This window comes from Clostridium chromiireducens (assembly GCF_002029255.1).
GTDB lineage: Bacteria > Bacillota > Clostridia > Clostridiales > Clostridiaceae > Clostridium > Clostridium chromiireducens.
This window is the reverse complement of sequence record NZ_MZGT01000058.1, coordinates 1-22,767: the sequence shown is the minus strand read 5'-3', so window position 1 is coordinate 22,767 and position 22,767 is coordinate 1. Positions and strand designations below refer to the sequence as shown.

Below are 22,767 nucleotides of genomic sequence, written 5' to 3'. Positions count from 1 at the left end.
TGAAATTAAAAACCGTAACTTATGGTACATACTTCTTTTTGATATTATAGTAATATATTTTGCAAAGAATAAAGATAGGAGAAATTTTATGGCAAGATATGAGAAGCAGAGAAATTTTTTAAAATCTAACTTTGATGAATTCAAAAATATAAAAACTGATAAAATGAATGGAATACCTAAGCCGGCGAGTATTAAATCCTATGATTCGAACTCCAAAATAGTTATTCTACCAAAGCCTAGTGAAAAAACTGTAACAAATTCTAATATTTACGAGTGCATAAGGAAGAGAAGAAGTACAAGGTTTTATGCTGAGAAACAGATGAGTCTAGAGGAATTATCATATCTATTATGGGCTACACAGGGTATTACCGGAACGAACAATGCTGGACTTACTCTAAGAACAGTTCCTTGTAGTGGAGCTACTCACTCATTTGAAACATATTTATTTATTATGGGAGTGGATGGAATACAGAAAGGAGTTTACAGGTATTTACCAGAAGATCATACACTTTTATTTATGTTTGAACTAGATGAAATGGATAATAAAGTAGATGAAATCACGTTAGATCAGCCTTTTGTGCCTAACTTCACTAAAAAGGCAGCAGTGGTGTTTGCATGGAGCACTATTCCATATCGTTCAGAATGGAAGTTCGATATTACTGCACATAAAAAAATCTTAATAGATATAGGACATGTCTGCCAGAATCTTTACTTAGCTAGTGAATCTATTGGTGCAGGAACTTGTGCAATAGGAATATACGATCAAAAGATGGTAGACAATATTTTACGATTAGATGGAGATGAAGAGTTTATAGTATATCTTGCAGCTGTTGGAAAAAAGCAAGAATAATAAAAATAAAGCCGATGAGATAAGTATTAACATCTCATCGGCTTAGAATATTAAATATGTTGTTATTAATTTCTTGCTTGAAATAATTGCGCTAGTTTATGTACATATTCAGTCGTTTTAATCATTGCACTACTACAAAAAATAGTTTTTAAATAATATTTCTAATTTCATCGATTCCGACTCTACCTATAAATTCATTGAAGTTTTCTTTTTCTAACTTATTTTCTTGAAAGAAGTTTATTATCTTTTCAAGGACTATATGAACCTCAGTGGATTTTACACGGCAGTTTAGATTTTCTGCAAACTGTCCACCATTGTTTAGTGTGCCGCCAAGCCATAGAGTAAAAGCTTCATCGCAGCTATTCTCAGTTTTTACAAGTGCCCCTTGAAGACTGATATCAGCTATATGCTTTTGCCCGCAAGAGTTAGGACAGCCTGTAAAATGGATACGTATTGGCGTATCTAGCTTTATTTTAGAATCAAGATATTTAATAACTTCTCTAGCACGCTCTTTTGTTTCAACAATGGCTAAATTGCAGAATTCTTTACCTGTGCAAGAAACCGTGTATCCTGTAAAGATACTTGGAGATGGAGATAGTTGTTTAAATATGTCTTTTTCTAATAACGAAGGTATGTTTTCATCGCTTATACCTGTAATAATTAAATTTTGTGATAGTGTAGTTCTTATCTTGCTATCTCCGTATTTTTCTGAAACATCCGAAAGTTCTAAAAGCTGGTCATGAGTAATTTCGCCTAGTGGTAAACTAACACCAATATAGCTTTTTACAGCTTCGTTTTGAGGATGTACTCCAAAGTAATACGATGCATTCCAAGTAGATAATTTATCTTCACCACTAGTTGGCATATCTCCAGTGAATTCTATCAATTTATCTTTAAATTTCTCTGATCCCCAGTCTGCTACTAAGAATTTTAAACGAGCACGAGTACGTTTTTCCCTATACCCATAATCTCTAAAAATAGTGCATACACCTTCAGCAACTTTAAGCACATCTTTTGGTTTAACAAAAATATCAAGTTTTTGTGCTAAATGAGGGCTGGCTGAAAGGCCTCCTCCAACCCATACATGAAAGCCTATTACATCTTTGCCATCAATATTCTTAACTGCTGGAGTAAATGCAAGATCATTAATTTGTGCATGAGCTGCATTGTGTATACTAGCTGATATAGATATTTTAAATTTTCTAGGCAAATTAGAAAAATCTCTATTTAATAAAAAGAAATTATTTACTTCTTCTACAAGTTCAGTTGTATCCATAAGTTCATCTTTATCAATACCAGCAAGAGGATTTCCTACTATTGTTCTAGGGCAATCGCCACAGGCCTCAAAAGGACTTAATCCACAAGCTTCTAGTCTTTCATAAATAGAAGGTAAGTCTTCTATTTGAACCCAATGAAATTGTATAGCTCCTCTTGTAGAAACATTTGCAATTCCACGTCCATAATCTTTAGCAATTCCTGCTAAAACTTTTGCTTGCTCTGAAGTCATTATTCCAGAATTAATACGTACTCTCATCATAAAATATCCCTCTCTTGGCTTTTGCTCATAAACACCAGCCCATTTAAATCTATTCATATCTTCAGGTGTTATAGACGCATAACCTTCCTTTGAATATTTATCTATTATGGTTTCAATTACATCTAAACCATCTTTTTCAAGCTTTATAATTTCTACTTCATTTAATCTTTGATTCTTAGTCCAAATTGCTTCATAAGACATTTAATTTCCTCCTTAGTAATTTTAATTAGGATAAAGAATAAGCACAAATTTTTAAGAATATATTACTAAAAATTTTATAAGAATGATTTGGCGTCATCAGATATTCCGCTTTGTGTGTATCTGTACACCTTATTTTTGTCATCTCCGACATATAAAACATTATCAACTTCAGAATATTTTAGTTGACCGCTGGCATCTATATACTCTTTTGAAATACATCTACCTTTAATCTTTGCTATAATATTGGTAATACCACGATAGTAATCTCTTTCTATTACATCTGTTAAAGTACATTCAATAGCAATTGAACACTCTTCGATAATTGGAGCGTTTATTATTTTTGACTTAACAGGTGTCAAATTAACCATATCAAATTTTTTATATTCATGTCCTGATTTAGCACCACAAAGATCTATTTCTTTCATAATAGATTTATCAGGTACATTTATTACAAAATCTTTGACTTCCTTAATCTGATTAACTGCATATCCATTACTGCCAAAGCCAAGAATCACCATATCCATTAGGGTATATGATGATGAAAGAGTAGTTACATTTGGATTTCCATCTTTGTCATAAAAGCTTATAAGTATAACTGGGAATCCATAATACAATTTTTTATAATCAACATTTATTTTTTCCAATTCAAAGTCCTCCTAAAGTTTTTATTTTCATGTGCCTTAATTGTGTATTATTAGTAAATTATTTTATTTAACTATTCAACTTTATAATATAAGAGATTTTAGTGCCGTGATATAAATCACATAGCTATTAAGTCGAGAGCTTGTTCTAAATCTTTGATTATATCTGTAGCATCTTCAAGACCAACGGCCAACCTAACAAGACCATCACTAATTCCAGCTGATAATCTTTCTTCTTTTGAACACACAGCATGGCTCATAGTAGCTGGATGTTGTATTAAGGTCTCTGTATCTCCTAGGCTCACAGCTAACCTACATAAGTTTAAGTTATTCATTAGAGTTCTTCCACTCTCTATTCCATGAGTAAGCTCAAAAGCAATTATGGCACCTGGTAAATTCATTTGTTTCTTTGCAAGTTCGTATTGACTAAAGCTCCTTAGACCAGGGTAATATACTTTTTCAACAGCGGAGTGCTTTTCTAAAAATTCAGCGATTGCCATTGCATTAGAGCAGTGCTTTTCCATCCTTATTGGTAATGTCTTTAAACCCCTAATTAATAAATAAGAATCAAAAGGACTTAAGATTGCTCCCGTTAATTTTTGGACTCCAAGCTTAGCTTCATTTATAAATTCCTTTGAGCCAAGAATAAATCCCGCAACCACATCTCCGTGACCATTTAGAAATTTCGTTCCAGAATGTAAAACAACATCAGCACCTAATTCAAGCGGTCTTTGAATATAAGGGGTGCAAAAAGTATTATCAACCATGACAATACAATTTTGATTTAGATGGGCTATTTTAGATATAACGCTTATATCATTAAGTTTTAATGTTGGATTAGCCGGAGTTTCAATATAAACAACTTTTGTATTTGGTTTTATAGCTTTTAATACATTTACTGGATCGGACATATCTACAAAATCAACTTCCACATCATATTTTTTTAATCCATTGTTTAAAAAAGCTGAAGTATCACCATAAATTGTAGAAGAGGATATTACATGGTCTCCTGCACTTAAAATCGTCCATAATGCGGTAGATATGGCTCCAATGCCAGAAGCAGTTGAAACACATGCCTCGGCGCCTTCTAGTAATGCAAGCTTTTCTTCTAGAACTTCATTTGTTGGATTTCCAAATCTAGTATATCTATATCCAGCTTCTTCTCCTGAAAAGATTCTTCCACCTTGCTCTGCAGAATCAAATATAAAGGTAGAGGATTGATAAATCGGTGTTGCAGCAGAACCAACATCATTTTTTCTATTACCACCATGTATTGCTTTTGTTGAAAATCCTAAGGTTTTAAGTACTTCTTTATTCAAATTTAAATCCCCCTTTTAGTTGCTCATAACACTTGTATTTATGTTTTAAAACTTTTAGCGTTTATACAGAAATTTAGAAAGCAACTATTTATATAATTTCAATTACGAATATTTCTGTTAAATTAGTATTGCTTTTTATATAAAAATATTGAATTTTTAATGATTTTATATTAGCATAACAGTATATATTAGTAAAATTGAATTATTTGAAGTATTAATTCAAAATAATTGAAGTATAAATGCGTGGGGTGCAATATGGAACTTAGACAATTAATAACATTCTGTAAAATTACAGACTTAAAGAGCTATTTAAAAGCGGCAGAGGATCTTGGATATGCTCAATCTACAATTACGACACAAATTCAACTTTTAGAAAAAGAATTAGGAATAAGGTTGTTTGAAAAGATAGGACGAAATATGGAGTTAACATCAAAAGGTTTAATTTTTCTTGAATATGCTGAAAATATTATAAATCTTGTAAATGAAGCTAAGGAAGCAGTAGCTGATAGAGATACACCAAAAGGAATATTAAAGATTGGTGTTGTTGAATCACTTTGCACAATTAAGCTTCCAGAATTACTTAAAAACTTTCATATAAAGTACCCAGAGGTGGAGGTGATAATTAAAATAGGAACTTGTTCTGACTTGCAGATGATGTTGAAAAATAATGTTGTTGATTTAATCTTTACCTTAGGTAAACTGATAAAAGATCAAGAGTTTATTTCCTGTATGTGCTGTAATGAAGATATGGCTGTTTTAGTATCCCCATTAAATAAACTTAAAGATAAATTAGAACTCACATTAAAGGATATTACATCCGTACCATTAATTCTTACTGAAAAAGGCTGCAGTTATAGAGGTGCTTTTGAAGAAATGTTTCGTAAAGAAAATCTGAAGCCTCATTTAGCATTAGAGATAGGAAGTATAGAAACTATTAAAACATTCGTTATGAATAATTTAGGAATTACTTTATTACCTGTAATGACCGTAGAAAATGAATTGAATAAAGGTGAGTTAGTGAAGTTAGATCTAAAAGATTGCATCTTTAACATGAAGACACAAATATTGTATCATAGAAATAAATGGCTGACATCGGCAATGGATGCATTTATAGAGGAATTAAAATGCTTAAACGCAAAAAATGAAAATTGTATTTAATACAAGTAATTTATCATATAATTAACAGCAATGCCCGGTTTAACTTGATTTAAAGTTTAGATCTTTGGTTCTAATTGAGGAATATATAATATTTTACACCCTATAGATTTACAATTACTGAAAATTTAGTGAAATATGATTTAAATCACATTCTTTTTGAATATTTTAGCTTAAAATCATATTAAGAGGTAGATTTAACTATCGTAATAGAAGGTTCTATTTAGCTCAGGGCAAGAATGAAAGAACAAGATATAAAAATAATATAAGATACAAGTTAAGGAATTTTTAATATATATATAAAGACTTAGGAGGAAACTGAATGAACCTATTTAGAAATAAGAAAATTAAAGATTTAGAAAATAAGCACGTAATGGATGGTGGAGAAGAAATAATAAAGACAAAAAAATTACAAGATAATACTAATAATTTTATTCAGAAAATGAGTAAGTTATTAGTAGGTATTGTAAAACAACATCATAGAGTAGATGATCAACATGATGTTTTAGGAAGGCTTGCTGATGAAGTAAAGGTACATATGAATGAGATTTCTAATTTGACAGAAAATACTAATGACTTGACTGATAAATTATATTTTGAGGGGAATAATCTTATAGAAATTACAAAAGATACAGTTAATAAATCATATGAGGGTAAAAGTGCTATTGAGGAAATTGTCAAAGTGGTAAAGTCTTTAGAAGATGAGAATAGGAATAACACTGAAAACATAAATGAATTGGCAAGACGTTTTAGCAAAGTTAATGAGGTTGTAAAGTTAATAACGAATATAGCAAATCAAACTAATTTACTGGCTTTAAATGCTGCAATAGAAGCAGCAAGGGCTGGAGAACAAGGGAAAGGGTTTGCAATAGTTGCGGGTGAAATAAGAAATCTGGCAGAAATGACTAAGCAAAGTACTAAAGATATTTCAGTGTTAATAGGTAATATAGAAGATGAAACAAAGATTGTCATAAATAATTCGGATAAATCTAAAGAAGTTATTGCAAAAGGGGTTAATGCATCAGTAAATGCGGCAGAAAAGATAGAAGAAAGCTTATCTTCTATAGGGAAAGTTGAGAAGGAAGTAAGGGAAGTAATAGAAATTTTAACAAATCAAAAACGATATATTGAAAATATGAGTAAAGAAATAATAAATGTCGATGAAATTTTAAAAGTGACATCAAAAACTATAACAAATCACATAGAAGAAGCAAGCATTGTAGACAGACAATTAGAAGAAACGAAAATACAATTAGAATCTTATAGTAAAAAGGTAATATAAAATTGTTCAAGGAGACGTAGTACACTGCAAAGAAACTGAAATCTTTAGTTTAAAAAATACCAGAGAGAAATATATGTATTGCGTTGTAATACTTGCTCTAAATCTATCTGTAATTTATTCAAAAGAAGTATAACAAATAAATTATAAGACTGTCATAATGAAATGAATTTTCACCTCAAACGCAATTTATAAGTGTGTGACCATACTTATAAATTGCGTTTGAGGTGAAATTTATATAGCTAAATTTTTTAACAAACTTAATAAGTTTAGTACTAATGTTTATGGGAAGGTATTTGAACATAATTCAATCATTAGTAAAATATTTTTGATTTTGATTTGAATCACATGTTTATTAATGAAATTCGAATAGAATTAGGACATAGAAATAAAATAGCAAAGTAGGAGGAATTAGAAATGAATACTACAAAAATTAAAAATTTAACTGATGTTTTAGAAAAATTAAATAAGCATGGAGTAACAGATAATTTAAGAAAAGAAGCTTTAGAGATTGTTTCAGATATAAATCCGATTGAGTTGTCAATTGCGGAACAAAATTTAATAGAAAAAGGAATGAATCCACAAGATTTAAGGCATCTTTGTGATATTCACATGGAAGTTTTAAAAGGTGAACTTGATAAGATTAAAACAAAAATTAAGCCAGGGCATGTTGTTGATACATTTATTATTGAGCATGAGAAAATTCTTGGATTTTTAACAGAACTTGAGGAGATTAATTCGAGAATTCAAAAATCAGATAATTATGATAGCTGCGCAAAAGAATTTGAGGTATTGAGGACTGTTATTGATAACATTTTAGATGCAGAAAAGCATCATTTAAGAGAAGAACAAGTTTTGTTTTCAGAGATGGAAGAGAGAAAAATTACTGGTCCAACTAGAATAATGAGAATGGAACATGATGATTTAAGAGCGAAGAAGAAGTTCTTAAAAGAAATAGCTGAAAATGCTTCTAAATCTGAGTTTAAGGAAATAAAAGAAAAAGTTGATGATACAGCAAAATATATAATATTTAACTTAAGAGATCACATATTCAAGGAAAATTATATTTTATACCCTACAGCAATAGAAGCTATAAAAGATAACGAAATATGGGATGATATGAAAAGCAGATGTGATGAAATAGGATACTGTGGCTTTACTCCTAAAGAATAACTTATGGTACGTATTTTTTAAATAATCACATCAGAATAGTTTTATAAGGAGCTGAATATGAAACATAAAAAATATAAAATTGCAGTGTCAGGTGACATATGTATAAATGCACTGCAATGGGTAACATATCCTAAGATTAATAATGGCTTAAACTGGCAGACACATTTAAATGTGCATAATACTTTAAAACCAGGAGAAGCATTGCTTCTATCGAAACTTGTAGAACTCTCTACAGATGCATCTGTACTTGCTCCACAAATACGTGATATAGAAGGGGTTTGGCAAAGAGAATTTCTTAGTTCTACTGCAGAACTAGATGTTTTTTCTAAAATTGATGGTAAAAGTAATGGCACAAAAGTTTATAGAATAAAGCGTTTAATGGGATTTACCGCAGCTATGTCAGGTATGACAAGGCTTCTTCCTATTATGAACGACGATATGAACGCAGATATGATTATATTAGATGACGAAAATAATGGTTTTAATTTTAGTAAGGATTTTTGGCCTTTGGCTTTAAAGTCAACTCAAACATCACCAATTGTATTATATAAAATGAATAATCCTATTGATACTAGTGAACTTTGGAAACATCTTCAAAAGTTTCATAATGAAAAGACAATAGTTATTATTAACGGTGACGATTTACGTTCAAAAGGTGTTAACATAAGTAAAAGTCTTTCATGGGAGAGAACAGCACAAGATTTTGTTTGGCAAATTAGTAATAATCCTAATCTTGCATTTCTTTCAAAATGCCGTCATCTTATAATACCTTTTGGTCTTGAAGGTGCAATCTATTATAGAAATGATAATGTACCTGAAACTAGATTGTTTTTTCTGCCTTATGGATTTGAGGGGAGTTTGGTTAAAGATTCACAAGGCAAAATGATTGGGCTCACTTCTTGTTTTGTGGCAGGACTTGCGAGCGCAATTGTTTCGGGAAGTCAAGATAATGAAGAGTTATATGAGTCCATAGGTAGTGGAGTACGTCAAGGAATTGTTTCAGCACAGAAATATTATGTTGAGGGTTTTGGAGAAAATATCGAAGAATACGTATATCCTAATTCTATAATATTTATGGAAAAAGAAGATGATTTTGTACAGAAGGAGCATGTACAAGACGTACTAGTGCCTATTTCACATAATTCTGATTGTCGTTCTTGTTGGTATATTTTAAAGGATAAAAGTTCTACCAATTTAGCTGAAATAGCTTATGATATAGTTAAAAATGGAGTGAAAAGTGCGTTACAATCTATTCCAATAGCGCAATTTGGGAATTTGACAACAGTAGATAAAGCGGAGATAGAAAGTTATAGGAGTATTAAAAATCTTATGTTAGAATACATATCTACTAAAAATACCGTTAGACCTCTTTCAATTGCAGTATTTGGCACACCGGGATCGGGGAAATCTTTTGGTATAGTTGAAGTAGCTAACAGCATAGCATCAAATGTAATTAAAAAGCTGGATTTTAATTTATCGCAATTTAGAACACAAGCAGACTTGGTTAATGCATTTCATAAAGTAAGAGATATAGTGTTGGAAGGGAAAATTCCATTAGTGTTTTTTGATGAATTTGATTCTGCCCTTGAAGGAAAACTTGGATGGCTAAAATATTTTTTAGCACCTATGCAGGATGGTGTATTTAGAGAAGGAGATTCTATTCATCCTATAGGAAAGGCTATTTTTGTATTTGCTGGTGGAACAAGTAGTACATTTAGAGAATTTTGTGGAGAAGATTTCGAAGATAAAAATGAACAAAAAAAGTTTTTGCTTGAGTTTAAAGGAGCTAAAGGGCCAGACTTTATAAGTAGATTAAGAGGTTATGTAAACATCTTAGGACCTAATCAAACTGATGAAAAGTGGGATCATTTATTTATAATTAGAAGAGCGATGCTGTTACGTTCACTGTTAGAACGTAAGGTATCACATCTTATAAATGAAGCTGGAGAAGCTCAAATTGATGATGGGGTACTTAGAGCATTACTTAAAATAAAGAGATATAAACATGAATCAAGATCTATGGAAGCAATACTTGAAATGAGCATGCTGACAAATGCAAAAAAGTGGGAACAATCACATTTACCATCTAAAGAACAATTAAAGCTTCATGTAGATGAAGAACAATTTCTGCGTCATTTAATGCATGATGCATTCTATAGTGAGAAAATCGAAAATCTTGCAATGTCTATTTATGAACATAATAAAGATAAATACTTAGATGATATAATTCCATGGCAGGAACTAAATGAAGAGCTTAAAGATTCCATTAGGCATCAAGCGAAAAATATTCCTAATGATTTACTTAAAATAAACTATGACATTGTATCTGTTAAAGAAAGTGAACCCTTTATAGAATTTACAGCTAAGGAATTAGAAATCTTAGCTAAAAATCAACATACAAGTTGGTATAAGTATAAGAAAAAATTGGGCTGGAAGTATGGGGATTTTATAGATAATAGAAAAAAAACGCACCCTTCCGTTGTGAAGTGGGATAACTTATCAGATGATAAGAAAAATAAGATATACGAAATGGTAAAAGTTTGGCCAGAAATACTAGCAAAAGCGAACTTTAAAATGGAAAGATTAAAATTTTTGTGTTACTGTGAAACTCAATCTTAACATTAAAAAAAGAGATATTTAATTTTGAAGGATAGGAATTAAATATCTCTTTTCTGTAACTTTTAGGCTAGATATTTTATTGAGAACTAAAATAACCGTAAATAGAAGTTTTTTTGAATCTTTTGAATAACTAGATTAATTTGTACAAATGTTTAACTTAAGGTATTAATTATATGTATAATGAATTTTACTCATAAAAATATATTAGCTTAATCCCATACCTTTTCTTTTTGCAAGGATATGAGCTTCGATATTTTTAGCTACTTCAACAGGATCATCACCTAAGGCTATTTTACCACCAGTTACATCTTTCGCTTTTTCAGTCAAAAGTTCAACTAACTCCGGAGCACCTGTCATAAAAGGTGTAGGAGATAGATGAGTATAAGTACCATATGCTAATGCAAAAATACCATCTATAGTTGCTTTTTGTTCCATCCATTCTGGAGCTGTAACAGCTATTGGAAGATCGGCTACATCAACATCTAAGTGATCTGCAAGAGCAGTTACAAGCATAGAGATTCTTCCAGTATCTGTACAAGTACCAAAACTTAATACTGGAGGTATTTTTAGCAAGTTACATACTTCTTTTAAACCTTCTCCAGCCATCTCATTTGCAGCTTCAACTGTACATAGTCCAGCTACTTCAAGAGCGTGATTTCCGCATCCGCCACTAACTACTAATATATCACGTTTTATAAGTTCCTTTGTAAGGTTTATAGTCATAGAATCTTGAGGACCGTTTCTTAAAGTTGAGCAGTTAGCAAGAGCTACCACTCCTTTGATTTTTCCAGCAGCAATTACATCTACTAATGGATCAAGTTTGTTTCCAAGAGCACCTAAAACAGCTTCAGTAGAGAAACCAGCTATTGCTTTTTGAGTTTTCTTTGGAACTAGTGGCTCAATTTTTCTATCTTTTCTCTTTTTGAAGTTTTCGATAGCAAGTTCGATTAACTTATCAGCCATCTTATCAACTTCAGAAGGATCATAAGGGATTTTGTGTTCTATTCCTGGTAAATCAATTATAGTACTTACAGATACCAAAGTGACTTGATATTTTTCAGCATACATATCTATTGCTGGTGGAGAACAGTTTTCTTCCATTGCAAAAACATCAACAGTACCAGTTGCAAGTAGAGGTTCTATAGTAAGCCAGTTACCCATATGCCCTACGAAAACCTCATCCATTTCAAATCTCTGTAGTAGTTCTTGACCTGTTTCTATGGAACCAACTATCCTAAGACCTTTTGCACCTGCAGCTTTTGCCATATCTTGAACTTCTTTTGTTCTTGCTTTTAATATTGTTGCAACTCCAGGCCAAGGTTGGTGACCGTTAAATACAACATTTACATAATCTGGGTCCATAATTCCTAAATCCATATTAACTTCGTGTGGAGTAGGAGTTCCAAATAGTATATCTTGAACCATTTCAAGTCCTATTTGAGTATTATAAATTGTAGCGATACCAAGTCTAAGAGCTTTCATTGCCAGTGAGACATGACTTCCATCTACGTTTGTAAGACAGCTGGCTACACAGTTTTGTTCTTCATGTACTGTACCTGCTGGATATATAGCTAATTTTCTCCATATCTCTTTTCTTTTCTTAGGGGCAAAAGCTTCCACCATAACATTTTTATCTTCTACATCTATTTTTTGTTGGTCTTCCAGTAATACTGCTAAATCAATTGCCATTTGGTTGACTTCTTGATTTGTATCAATTCCTACTTTTTCACACATCCATTTTAATTTATTTACATCAGTAATTTTAAATGGAGTTTTTCCTTCTCCAGTAGCTTTTAACGTTCTAAAAGCTTCATAAGCATGATGACTATATGTACCAGCACCCATTATGTTTTTTAGAAGAAAGTTTCTCATTGCCATGGCATTAGGGTCTATTCCGCAGACACCTTTATCTTGACCACCTTTTTCATTAATTCTACAAGGGCCATTTGAGCAGAGCTGACAGCTTACCCCTTTAAGACAAAAAGTACATCGTATCTTTTCTTGCGCAGCATATCTGTCAAATACATTGGACAATTTATCGGCCCTTATTCTTTTTACCATTTCCTCTACAGAATCATGATAGCTTACTCTTCCGTTAAATCCTTCTAATTCCTCTAGCATTTTTTCGCTCATTAAAATTCCACTCCTTCAGTTTTGGTATATGAAAGGAAAGTTATAGAAGTAAAAATCCATTATTTTCTTTCATACGTATATTAATATCTATAATAACTTTTCCAATTGAGAAATTAATTATGTATATAATTTCTTGGTTGGGAAGAAATAGAGGGATTGGAGAATTAATAAGAAGATATAATAAACAAATGTATTTATTAATATTTAAAATCTTATTTGATTCTAATCACATTTTATTTACTTAAAGAAAGTTATAATAGTTTCAAGAGTGAAATAAATCTTAATAACCAATAAAGATATTTAGGAGGAATTAATTATGTCAAATTATACTGCGACTGTAGATGCTAGAATATATGAACCAAAGGAGAAACACCCAATGATTTTTAAAACTTTCGAGGGGCTAATGTATGGTGAAAAGATGGAGCTTATAAATGATCATGATCCTCGTCCTCTTCATTATCAGTTTATAATGGAACTTCCGGAGCAATTTGAGTGGGAATATCTTGAACAAGGGCCTGAGGTGTGGAGAGTTGCTATTACAAAGAAATAGGAGGCCTTTCTATATAGGATTAAATAATCTTAAATTGATTTGGAGTATAATATAGCGAGCTGATAGGTATAATAAAAGGAACCTAATTTAGGACATTCATATATTTTTTATGAACAAAAAAGAGGTGGTTTTCTTGGAAGAAAAAGTAGTCATTATTGGAAGTGGTATTGCAGCTATTTCAGCAGCTAAAGCAATACGTGAAGCGGGAGCAGACAGTGAAATTATCATATTTGGTGAGGAAAAATTTTATCCATACTATCGAATTAAAATTTCCAAGGGACTTTTAGGTAGCTTGGAGGAAGAAAAACTTTTAATTCAAAAAAAGCAATGGTATAAAGATAATAATATTCAGGTTCATTCTGATAATAAGGTTACAGGCATAGATTCAGAAAATAAAGAAGTTACTCTTGAAGATGGAACTCGCATATCTTATACTAAACTACTTTTGGCAAATGGAGCAAGTAATATTATACCAGCAATTAAAGGTATAGATAAGCTGGGAGTGTTTGACTTAAGAACATTAGATGGAGCTTTAAGAATTTTAGGATATTTAAAAAATGTTAAGACAGTGCTGCTTATCGGCGGGGGAGTTCAGAGTTTAGAAATTGCTAATGTACTATCTGAAGGTGGAAAAAAAGTGATCATTGCAGAATTTGCTTCGCGTTTAATGCCTCGTCAGTTAGATGAATTTGCATCAGATAAGCTAAAACAATCAATTGAAGCTAAAAGCATTGAAGTGATGTTAGATACTCAAGTACAAGAAATATTTGGAGAAGAAAAGGTTGAAGGATTTATAACAAAGTCTGGAGTGCAAGGTGCTTGTGACATGGTTATTTATTCTACTGGAATTAGACCTAATGTTTCAATTGTACAAAATACTGATTTAGAGGTGAATAAGGGGATAGTAGTAAATAACAAAATGGAGACTAATATAAATGATATATTTGCCGCAGGAGATGTTTCAGAGTTTAACGGTAGAATTTATGGATTATGGGGCATGGCAATGCAGCAGGGAAAAATTGCAGGAGCAAATATATGTAGTAAGGGTTTGATTTTCGAACCGTTACCACCAGTAACTTCATTAAGTGCCTTTGGAATATCTGTGTTTTCAATGGGAGATATTGAAGGAGATCAAGATGTAGATTCATTGGTTGAAGTATTAGAGGATGAACATAAGTATTATAAGATATTTATACGTAACAATCATATTGTTGGAACTATCGTATTAGGTGATAATAAGAAATTTATGGTCATCAAAAGTCTTATAGAAAGTAAAATAGAAGTTAATTTTAATACATCAGCTAAATATTCAATAGACAAATTTATTGAAATCCTTGGTAACAAAGAAAGCGGCTAGAAATCTAGCTGCTTTTTTTCTACAAGGAAAGTATAATAACCTAAATCTGTGTAGAACTAATATAAATACTAATAGACAAAGCTTCAACTTTTATCATTCATTATTCGCCATTTATCATTAATTAGATCTGGCGCAGCCACTTTGTTCATGGTTTAGGTGCTAATTGTAATAAGTATAATCTAGCAGAAAAATGCGCATATTATGGTTTGAATTATACATTTTATAGAATCTATGGAGTGAAATTTTACCACTGGAGGAGATAACATGAAGAAACTTAGAGATGAAGTATATTGGGTTGGAGCAACTGACTGGATAGTAAGGCATATTCATGGAAATGAATTATCTACACATAGAGGAAGTACATATAACTCATATCTTGTAAAAGATGAAAAAACAGTTCTTATAGACACTGTCTGGGAACCTTTAACGGATAGATTTCTTGAAAATTTAAGTGAGATAACTGATATATCAAAGATCGACTATGTAGTTATGAATCATGGGGAACCTGATCATTCAGGAGCATTACCTGCATTAATGGAATACATTCCTAATGCAACAGTTTTTGTCTCAAAAAAAGGTTTAGAGTCAATACAAAAGCATTACCATAAAGAATGGAATTTTAAAGTTGTTTCCACAGGGGATAAGATAAATATAGGTAAAAATAATCTTGTATTTATAGAGGCTCCTATGCTTCATTGGCCTGATAGTATGTTTACATATCTTACTGGGGAGAATATATTGTTTTCTAATGATGCCTTTGGACAGCATTATGCATCTTCAAGCATTTTCAATGATGAAGTAGATGAAACAGAAGTTAATCAGGAAGCTCTTAAATATTACGCAAATATACTTACTCCTTTTAGCAGACTAGTTACAAAAAAAATAGATGAACTTAAAAAACTTGGAGTACCTGTAGATATGATAGCCCCAGCTCATGGCATAATTTGGAGAAAAGATCCCATGATGATAGTAGAAAAATATTATGAATGGGCAGCCGGTAAATCAAATAAAAGTGCAGTAATTGCATATAACTCAATGTGGGGAGCTACCCATAAGATGGCTGAATTCATAGGTAAAGGTTTAGGAGAAGCAGGAATAGAGTATAAAATATTCAATGTTGCTACTTCAGATAAAAGTGATGTATTGGCTGAAGTTTTTAAAGCAAAGGGAATAATACTTGGATCATCGACGGTCAATAATGGAATCTTAACTTCTTTACTGCCTCTTATCGAAGACTTAATTGGACTAAAGTTTAATGAAAAAGTAGGTGCAGCCTTTGGCAGCTATGGATGGAGCGGTGAATCAACAGATATTATTACTGATTATTTAACAAAAGCTAAAATTAAAATTATTGACAAAGGAATAAAGCTAAAATATATGCCAAATGACGAAGAGCTTGAAGAGTGTATAACCTTTGGAAAGAATTTTGCTGAGAAAATGTTAGAAGAATTATAAAATTAGGCATAAAAAATAACAAGTCCATTTTTTAAGCTATTTTGGACTTGTTATTTATTTTCATGTGTCTTATCTGATGTCTAGCCACTGTAACACCCATATATGAAACTCCTATTTCTAACGTCATAGGAGTAAGAGATTCACACTAAATCATAGATTTAGGTTCTCTGCTTAAGTGAGGGATAACAGTGGCACGACCCTAGGTAAGCTCAACTAAGATTCAGATGGAGATCAAACTCCACCTGAATCTAGTTTCACTTGATTTAAATTGCACTAAGTAATAAATCACTAGTATAAGTAACTAATCTATCAATGCTCTTTAAGCTATCTTCTTTTAAGGAAAATCTGATTCTTAGTGGTAATTCTATATCAGTCATGCCAGTAGATTTAATTATATCAGAAGTATTTAATACTTTTAGATTACTTTCGTTTAAGTAGTCTTGTATAACTTCTATAGCTTCACCACTCCAACCATATGACCCAAATGTTGCACCTAGCTTGCTTTCTAAGTTCAGAGTTTTAAGGTTTTTTAGTACCTCTTCCATATTTCCAATCATGTCCCCATATCTAGTTGAACTTCCAAAGAAGATTGTATCAGCTTCGTTAATAGCACTTATTATTTCTTCCATTGGAACTTTATTTACATCCATGATTTCTGAAGTTATATTTTGTTCTTCAAATTTTTCCTTAAGAATAGTTGCGATTTTTTTTGTATTACCTGTCATAGTAGAATATAAAACTAATGCTTTCTTGCTTTGATCTGTACTCTTGCTCATATTATCATAAATATCTATAAAGCTTTGAACATCATATCTAATAATAAATCCGTGAGAAGGAGCTATGATTTTTATGTCTAGATCTTTGATTTTTTCAATCATTTCTTGAACATATCTTCTATGAGGATGCATTATCAATTTATAATAAACAGTAAAATCTTCCTTAATATCTTCTTTAGCTAAGTCATTGAAGTATTCATAATTTGCAATATGAGTGCTGAAAATATCGCAAGGGAATAAAATTTTATCATCTTCACAGTAAGTTATCATGGTTTCTTCTGTATGAAGATATGGTGTTTGCATAAACTTAAGAATTTTACCTCCTATATCTAAAGTATCACCATCACTTACAACTAAAAATTCTCTACTATGAAGTCTATACATTTCTTTAAGCTCATTTACAGCTGGCTCTGTACATACAATTACTGCATTTTTTGCTTTAGCTGCCAAGCTTCCAAGAGCACCAGAATGATCAGGTTCTGTGTGATTAATTACAATATATTTAATCTCATCTAGCGCAATTATATTACTCAAGTTCTGTACAAATTCTCTTCCAAAGCTTATATCAACAGTATCAATTACTGTAGGTTTTTCAGTATTTAATAAATAACTATTGTAAGTAGTTCCTTTAGTTAAAGTCAATCTATGGAAAGGCACATCTCTGTCATCAACCTTACCAACCCAATATGTATTTTCATTTAACATAATATTTTTTTCCATAATATAAATCCTCCATGCTTTTATTTTATTCATATATTCAAATTAATTTTGATTGTTGTCTTTCTTTAGCTTTATCTTATAACTATTTGGTTACTAAAAATATGATTCAAATCAAATATTTATAGATTATATAAATTTGATTATTATTAAGTATTTTACATAGAAATATTAATCTTTGAGTGCGCATTTATATGTAGTAAAAGAAATTTATTGAATTTTGATTTCAGTCACATTTTATTAAGAGGAATGAAGCTATAATAATGTCAGAAGTTAAGTAAAAACTTAAATTGTAGAAAAGAGAATAATATTTAGGAGGAATTTATTATGAAGATTATATATTTTAGTCAAACTGGAAATACAGAAAAAATGGCAAATTTAATATTACAAGGAATAGAGTCAGAAGGGAAAAAAGCTGAATTAATTGAAGTATCATCAGCATCAATTGATGATGTAATTAATGAAGAAATAATTATTTTAGGATGTTCAGCTTATGGATCTGAGGAACTAGATGATAGTGAAATGGAGCCATTTGTTGAATCATTAGCTAGAAAGATACAAGGAAAGAAAGTTGCACTTTTTGGCTCTTGGGGATGGGGGAATGGTGAATGGATGACTGAATGGGAAAAGAGAATGGAATCATATGGAGCTATATTAATAAGTGAAGGATTAACAGTTCAAGAGTCTCCAGAAGGTGAAGATGAAGATAGGTGCATAAGTTTTGGAAAATTAATTGCAAAATAAGAATGGCAAAAACCATACACAAGCAGGATATCTCTGTATGTGTATGGTTTAAGTTTTTATGGAGTTTTATTGATTTTTAGACAGCTAAAATGATTGTCCTAAATAATCGTTTACCCTAATATTTGCTTTAAGTCTTCATCAGGAGTACTGATTGGCTTAATATCAAAATTCTCAACTAGGAAATTTAATACATTAGGTGTTATGAATGCAGGTAAGCTTGGTCCAAGATACATTCCTTTTACTCCTAATGAAAGTAACGCTAGTAGATCACATACAGCCTTCTGTTCATACCAAGACAATATTATTGATAGGGGTAAATCATTAACTGTACAGCTAAAAGCATCAGCTAAAGCCAAAGCTATTCTAACTGCTGAGTAAGCATCATTACATTGTCCTACATCAAGTAATCTTGGAAGTCCTGCAACTTCACCAAATTGTAACTTGTTGAAACGATATTTTCCACATGCTAAAGTAAGAATAATACAATCATTAGGAATTTTTTCAGCAAACTCTGTGTAATAATTTCTTCCAGGTTTTGCTCCATCACATCCACCTATTAAGAAGAAGTGTCTAACTTTTCCGTCTTTAACCGCATTTATAATTGTTTCAGCATGACTTAATGTTGCCTTGTGTCCAAAACCTACTAAAATTTCTTTAACTTCTTCGTCTTCTGTGAAGCCGCCGAGGTCAAGTGATTTATCTATTATTTCAGAAAAATCTTTATATCCATTTTCATCTTTTTCTATATGTTTAATACCTTCAAATCCAACAACACTTGTTGAGAATATTCTATCTATATACGAATCTTTTGGTCTCATTAAGCAGTTTGTTGTCATTAAAATACAACCAGGTATATTATCGAATTCTTTTTGTTGATTTTGCCATGCACTTCCAAAGTTACCTGCTAAATGAGAATATTTATTTAATTCAGGATATCCATGTGAAGGAAGCATTTCTCCATGAGTATAAATATTTATTCCTTTTCCTTCAGTTTGTTCAAGTAACATTTCTAAATCTCTTAAATCATGACCTGAAACTACTATGAATGGACCTTTTTTCACATTTACATTAACTTTTGTAGGTGATGGAGAACTATAAGTAGTATTATTAGCAGTATCTAAAACTTCCATAATCTTAACACTCATAGTACCTGTTTCCATTGCAAGTTTAATTAAATCTTCAAGAGTTAAACTATTATCAGTTAAAGCAGCTAAAGCTTTAAAATAGAAGTCATTTACTTCATCGCTAGTATATTTTATAAATCTAGCTTGATGAGAATAAGCAGCAATTCCTTTTAAACCATATTTTATTGTTTCTCTAAGAGAACGTATATCGGGATCTAAATTTTCATCGTACATTATTCCAGCTTTTTCAGCGTCTTCAAGGATAGATTCTTTAGAATCACTTAGGTTATATAATGCCTCAGGTGAAGTTATGTTTTCACCTTTAACTTTTTCTCTTAACGCTTCTTTAATTTCTTGAGATTTTTTTAATTGATTAATATGTGATTTAGGATCGAAGTTAACATTTGTTAATGTCATAAATAAAGAGTCTTCGACAAAAGAAGCTATTGAAATGTTAACCTTTTTATTTTTGTTTAAAAGTTCTTTTGCATACACACTGATTCCTTTTAATTGATAAATTAATAAATCTTGCATTGCTGCGATTTCTGGCGTCTTTCCACACACGCCTATTTTGGTACATCCCTTACCTCCAGCAGTTTGCTCACACTGATAACAAAACATTTTTTCTGTCATAATAAAAACTCCTCTCATATTTACATAAATAATGATATAGATATATTATACAGTAAGTTTGGATAAAAATACAATATAATATTATAAAATACAAAATAACGTAAAAAAACCATATAATTAGGTAGAAGTTTATCAGAATATTGATTGTGACTATATGATATTTTGACAATATAGATGATTTAGGCAATATTTGAGTTTTAAATACAGTGGAAGAAATAGACATAACTATAAATCCAAGACCAATTGATTCCAATTTACCAGGGATCATTAATTTATTTGCGGCTCAATGTGTTTTAAATTACCACAAATAAAAGAAGGTAAAAAAACAAACAATAAGACATGTAGATTAATTAATATAAAGAAGCAAGTTGCGTTTGGAGGTATTATTATGAGAAGTAAATTAAAATATATTTTGATCCTTGCTTCTACTATGCTACTTATTGGCTGTACATTTGGCAAAAGTATGTCTTCACCTGAAAATCAATCCAATAATGAACAATCAGAAAGAAAATATGAAGAAGTAGACGAGAAAGAAATAAATCAAAAACCTAATAGTGAATTAAGCAAAAATTCTGATGAAAATAAGGAAAAGGCCACCCCCAATAGAAATGAAGAATCTAATGCGAAAACTACACCTAAATCAAGTAAAATAGTTGAAGAAGATAAGAATTTTGCAAGAAGTAAGAAAAAAATAATATATTTAACCTTTGATGATGGACCAAGTTCTAAAGTGACAAGTACGGTTCTAGATATATTAAAAGAGAATAGAGTGAAGGCAACATTTTTTTTGATTGGAAACCAGATTAAAGGTAGGGAAGTAGTGGTGAAGAGAATCTATAATGAAGGGAATAGTATAGGTCTTCACAGTTATACTCATAATTATGAGAAAATTTATAGCGATGAAAACAACTTTATTAAAGAAATGGTAGCTTGCAGGAATGAAATAAACAAAGTTGTTGGAATTTCGCCTAATATAATTAGGTTTCCAGGGGGGAGTCATAAACGCTTAAGTTATAGTTTTCTTAAAAAGCTGCATGAGAGGAATTTTAAGGTGTACGATTGGAATTTAGAAAACAGTGATGGCTTAAAACCTAAAACTTCACCAGATGAATTATACTTAAAAGCTATAAATGGAAGTGAAAAAAAGGATAACAGTATATTGCTTTTGCATTGCACAGATAATCATCAAAATACATGCAAAGCTCTTCCTAGAATAATAAAATACTATAAATCAAAGGGCTATGAATTCAGAACAATAACTGAAGAAACAAAAGAACTATATTTTCCAATAAAGAAGTAAAACCATGAGTGAGAATTGGATTGTACTATTTATAAATTTAATTTACATGTTTTATGATATGATATAAATTATGATGGAAAAACTAAATATAATGCACTATAGGTGAAACAGATTATGAGGGAATGAAGGAAAAGTGCTTAAGAAATGGTTATAGAAATAAGATAGGAGAAGGGAAGAGGAGTAGAGAATGAATCAAAAAGAAAGAATGTTAGCAGGATTGCCATATAAAGCGTGGTTAGATGGACTTGGAGAAGAAAGAATAAAAAATAAGTTAAAAATACATGAGTATAATTTACTTCCTCCAGATGAAGTAAATAAAATGGATGAATTGATTAAAGAAATATTAGGGAAAACTGGTGATAAAGTTTTAATAGAGCAGCCTTTTCACTGTGATTATGGTAAAAATATTGAAATTGGGAATAATTTTTTTGCTAATTATAATTGCATAATATTAGATGTTGGAAAGGTGACCATAGGTGAAAATGTGCAGTTCGCACCGAATGTTTCTCTATATACAGCAGGACATCCAATACATCCTGATTCGAGAAATTCTGGATATGAATATGGAATTGGTATAACAATAGGAGATAATGTTTGGCTTGGTGGAAACGTCGTTGTAAATCCTGGAGTTCATATTGGAAATAATGTTGTTATTGGAGCAGGAAGTGTAGTTACTAAAGATATCCCAGATAATGTTATAGCGGTAGGAAATCCATGCAAGGTTATTCGTGAGATTACAGAAGAAGATCGCAAATATTATTATAAAAACAACGAGTTTGATGTTGATGATTACAACGATTAGTTACGTTTCATAAATCAGCAAGTATAATCTGTAAAGGATTTAAAAAATGAATAGCAAGTTTAATTATTATAAATAATTGAAAAATAAAAGAAGCAGCAATTAACAGAATGCTGTTTCTTTTATTATGACCAGGGTTATTTAGTTAAAGGTTCGTTTGTAATATGATTGCAGAAATCGTGTTAATAGGGTAGTGGTATATAGTGATGGTGAAGATAATGCTGCATATGCAAATTCAATTTCAACGAGAAATTTTATAGTCATAATTTGGCTTAAGATATATTCATTTTATGATATAGAAAGTAGTACTATAATAATTGTTTGAAAATACTGAATATTTTGAAAAATGATGGAGGAAATTTTTCAAATATGTAGAATTATATATATAAATAGATAGTTATAAGA

Annotated in this window: 17 protein-coding genes; 11 read left to right on the top strand and 6 right to left on the bottom strand. The window is 30.9% G+C overall.

Features of this window, described 5'->3' with window-relative positions; all coding sequences use genetic code 11:
- Window positions 1-88: 88 nt before the first annotated feature.
- On the top strand, window positions 89-850 hold the full coding sequence (locus tag CLCHR_RS18165) for a SagB/ThcOx family dehydrogenase (RefSeq protein ID WP_079441326.1): 762 nt from the start codon (window positions 89-91) through the stop codon (window positions 848-850).
- 148 nt (window positions 851-998) lie between these two features.
- Here CLCHR_RS18165 and CLCHR_RS18160 read toward each other — a convergent pair whose 3' ends face one another.
- The 3 genes from CLCHR_RS18160 to megL form a co-directional block, all read right to left on the bottom strand.
- Complete coding sequence (locus CLCHR_RS18160; protein ID WP_079441325.1) at window positions 999-2,588, bottom strand: nitrite/sulfite reductase; 1,590 nt, start codon at window positions 2,586-2,588, stop codon at window positions 999-1,001.
- Window positions 2,589-2,662: 74 nt separating this feature from the next.
- Entirely contained in the window at window positions 2,663-3,232 is a 570-nt protein-coding gene (locus tag CLCHR_RS18155; protein WP_079441324.1) for a flavin reductase family protein, read from the bottom strand.
- A gap of 116 nt (window positions 3,233-3,348) precedes the next feature.
- Window positions 3,349-4,548, bottom strand: a complete 1,200-nt coding sequence (megL, locus tag CLCHR_RS18150) for a methionine gamma-lyase (RefSeq protein WP_079441323.1) — start codon at window positions 4,546-4,548, stop codon at window positions 3,349-3,351.
- 255 nt (window positions 4,549-4,803) lie between these two features.
- Between megL and CLCHR_RS18145 the strand changes: the two genes are divergently transcribed.
- The 4 genes from CLCHR_RS18145 to CLCHR_RS18130 all read left to right on the top strand — a co-directional run bounded on the left by CLCHR_RS18145 (window position 4,804) and on the right by CLCHR_RS18130 (window position 10,774).
- Window positions 4,804-5,706 (top strand): LysR family transcriptional regulator, encoded by a 903-nt coding sequence (locus tag CLCHR_RS18145; RefSeq protein WP_079441322.1) that lies wholly within the window; start codon window positions 4,804-4,806, stop codon window positions 5,704-5,706.
- 319 nt (window positions 5,707-6,025) lie between these two features.
- Entirely contained in the window at window positions 6,026-6,985 is a 960-nt protein-coding gene (locus CLCHR_RS18140; protein WP_079441321.1) for a methyl-accepting chemotaxis protein, read from the top strand.
- A 414-nt stretch (window positions 6,986-7,399) separates the two neighbouring features.
- Complete coding sequence (locus CLCHR_RS18135) at window positions 7,400-8,155, top strand: DUF438 domain-containing protein (RefSeq protein WP_079441320.1); 756 nt, start codon at window positions 7,400-7,402, stop codon at window positions 8,153-8,155.
- Between the two features lie 57 nt (window positions 8,156-8,212).
- Complete coding sequence (locus CLCHR_RS18130; protein ID WP_079441319.1) at window positions 8,213-10,774, top strand: RyR domain-containing protein; 2,562 nt, start codon at window positions 8,213-8,215, stop codon at window positions 10,772-10,774.
- Between the two features lie 204 nt (window positions 10,775-10,978).
- Here the strand turns inward: CLCHR_RS18130 and cooS are convergent, their stop codons facing one another.
- On the bottom strand, window positions 10,979-12,907 hold the full coding sequence (cooS, locus tag CLCHR_RS18125) for an anaerobic carbon-monoxide dehydrogenase catalytic subunit (protein ID WP_079441318.1): 1,929 nt from the start codon (window positions 12,905-12,907) through the stop codon (window positions 10,979-10,981).
- Window positions 12,908-13,223: 316 nt separating this feature from the next.
- Between cooS and CLCHR_RS18120 the strand changes: the two genes are divergently transcribed.
- The 3 genes from CLCHR_RS18120 (at window position 13,224) to CLCHR_RS18110 (ending at window position 16,269) form a co-directional block, all read left to right on the top strand.
- Entirely contained in the window at window positions 13,224-13,457 is a 234-nt protein-coding gene (locus CLCHR_RS18120; RefSeq protein WP_079441317.1) for a DUF2249 domain-containing protein, read from the top strand.
- A gap of 133 nt (window positions 13,458-13,590) precedes the next feature.
- A complete protein-coding gene (locus CLCHR_RS18115) occupies window positions 13,591-14,814 on the top strand; it encodes an NAD(P)/FAD-dependent oxidoreductase (protein ID WP_079441316.1) in 1,224 nt (407 codons plus the stop codon).
- Between the two features lie 264 nt (window positions 14,815-15,078).
- Window positions 15,079-16,269, top strand: coding sequence for an oxygen-binding di-iron domain-containing protein (locus tag CLCHR_RS18110; protein ID WP_079441315.1), 1,191 nt, complete (start codon window positions 15,079-15,081; stop codon window positions 16,267-16,269).
- A gap of 263 nt (window positions 16,270-16,532) precedes the next feature.
- Here the strand turns inward: CLCHR_RS18110 and CLCHR_RS18105 are convergent, their stop codons facing one another.
- Complete coding sequence (locus CLCHR_RS18105) at window positions 16,533-17,765, bottom strand: FprA family A-type flavoprotein (protein ID WP_079441314.1); 1,233 nt, start codon at window positions 17,763-17,765, stop codon at window positions 16,533-16,535.
- Window positions 17,766-18,089: 324 nt separating this feature from the next.
- On the opposite strand from CLCHR_RS18105, the gene CLCHR_RS18100 reads away from it, so the two are divergent.
- On the top strand, window positions 18,090-18,506 hold the full coding sequence (locus CLCHR_RS18100) for a flavodoxin (protein ID WP_079441313.1): 417 nt from the start codon (window positions 18,090-18,092) through the stop codon (window positions 18,504-18,506).
- 110 nt (window positions 18,507-18,616) lie between these two features.
- On the opposite strand, the gene hcp is transcribed toward CLCHR_RS18100, so the two are convergent.
- Complete coding sequence (hcp, locus tag CLCHR_RS18095) at window positions 18,617-20,263, bottom strand: hydroxylamine reductase (protein WP_079441312.1); 1,647 nt, start codon at window positions 20,261-20,263, stop codon at window positions 18,617-18,619.
- Between the two features lie 388 nt (window positions 20,264-20,651).
- Here hcp and CLCHR_RS18090 point away from each other — a divergent pair, with 388 nt between their 5' ends.
- Window positions 20,652-21,563 carry a polysaccharide deacetylase family protein gene (locus CLCHR_RS18090; protein ID WP_242966147.1) on the top strand — a complete coding sequence of 304 codons (912 nt, stop codon included), beginning with the start codon at window positions 20,652-20,654 and terminating at the stop codon, window positions 21,561-21,563.
- A 187-nt stretch (window positions 21,564-21,750) separates the two neighbouring features.
- The gene (locus CLCHR_RS18085; RefSeq protein WP_079441311.1) at window positions 21,751-22,365 is read left to right on the top strand and encodes a sugar O-acetyltransferase; all 615 of its coding nucleotides are present in this window, start codon (window positions 21,751-21,753) and stop codon (window positions 22,363-22,365) included.
- Window positions 22,366-22,767 lie beyond the last annotated feature (402 nt).

Coding starts and splice junctions, on each gene's coding strand:
- CLCHR_RS18165 (WP_079441326.1), top strand. CDS start 89: ATGGCAAGATATGAGAAGCAGAGAAATTTTTTAAAATCTAACTTTGAT.
- CLCHR_RS18160 (WP_079441325.1), bottom strand. CDS start 2,588: ATGTCTTATGAAGCAATTTGGACTAAGAATCAAAGATTAAATGAAGTA.
- CLCHR_RS18145 (WP_079441322.1), top strand. CDS start 4,804: ATGGAACTTAGACAATTAATAACATTCTGTAAAATTACAGACTTAAAG.
- CLCHR_RS18140 (WP_079441321.1), top strand. CDS start 6,026: ATGAACCTATTTAGAAATAAGAAAATTAAAGATTTAGAAAATAAGCAC.
- CLCHR_RS18135 (WP_079441320.1), top strand. CDS start 7,400: ATGAATACTACAAAAATTAAAAATTTAACTGATGTTTTAGAAAAATTA.
- CLCHR_RS18130 (WP_079441319.1), top strand. CDS start 8,213: ATGAAACATAAAAAATATAAAATTGCAGTGTCAGGTGACATATGTATA.
- cooS (WP_079441318.1), bottom strand. CDS start 12,907: ATGAGCGAAAAAATGCTAGAGGAATTAGAAGGATTTAACGGAAGAGTA.
- CLCHR_RS18120 (WP_079441317.1), top strand. CDS start 13,224: ATGTCAAATTATACTGCGACTGTAGATGCTAGAATATATGAACCAAAG.
- CLCHR_RS18110 (WP_079441315.1), top strand. CDS start 15,079: ATGAAGAAACTTAGAGATGAAGTATATTGGGTTGGAGCAACTGACTGG.
- CLCHR_RS18105 (WP_079441314.1), bottom strand. CDS start 17,765: ATGGAAAAAAATATTATGTTAAATGAAAATACATATTGGGTTGGTAAG.
- CLCHR_RS18100 (WP_079441313.1), top strand. CDS start 18,090: ATGAAGATTATATATTTTAGTCAAACTGGAAATACAGAAAAAATGGCA.
- hcp (WP_079441312.1), bottom strand. CDS start 20,263: ATGACAGAAAAAATGTTTTGTTATCAGTGTGAGCAAACTGCTGGAGGT.
- CLCHR_RS18090 (WP_242966147.1), top strand. CDS start 20,652: ATGAGAAGTAAATTAAAATATATTTTGATCCTTGCTTCTACTATGCTA.
- CLCHR_RS18085 (WP_079441311.1), top strand. CDS start 21,751: ATGAATCAAAAAGAAAGAATGTTAGCAGGATTGCCATATAAAGCGTGG.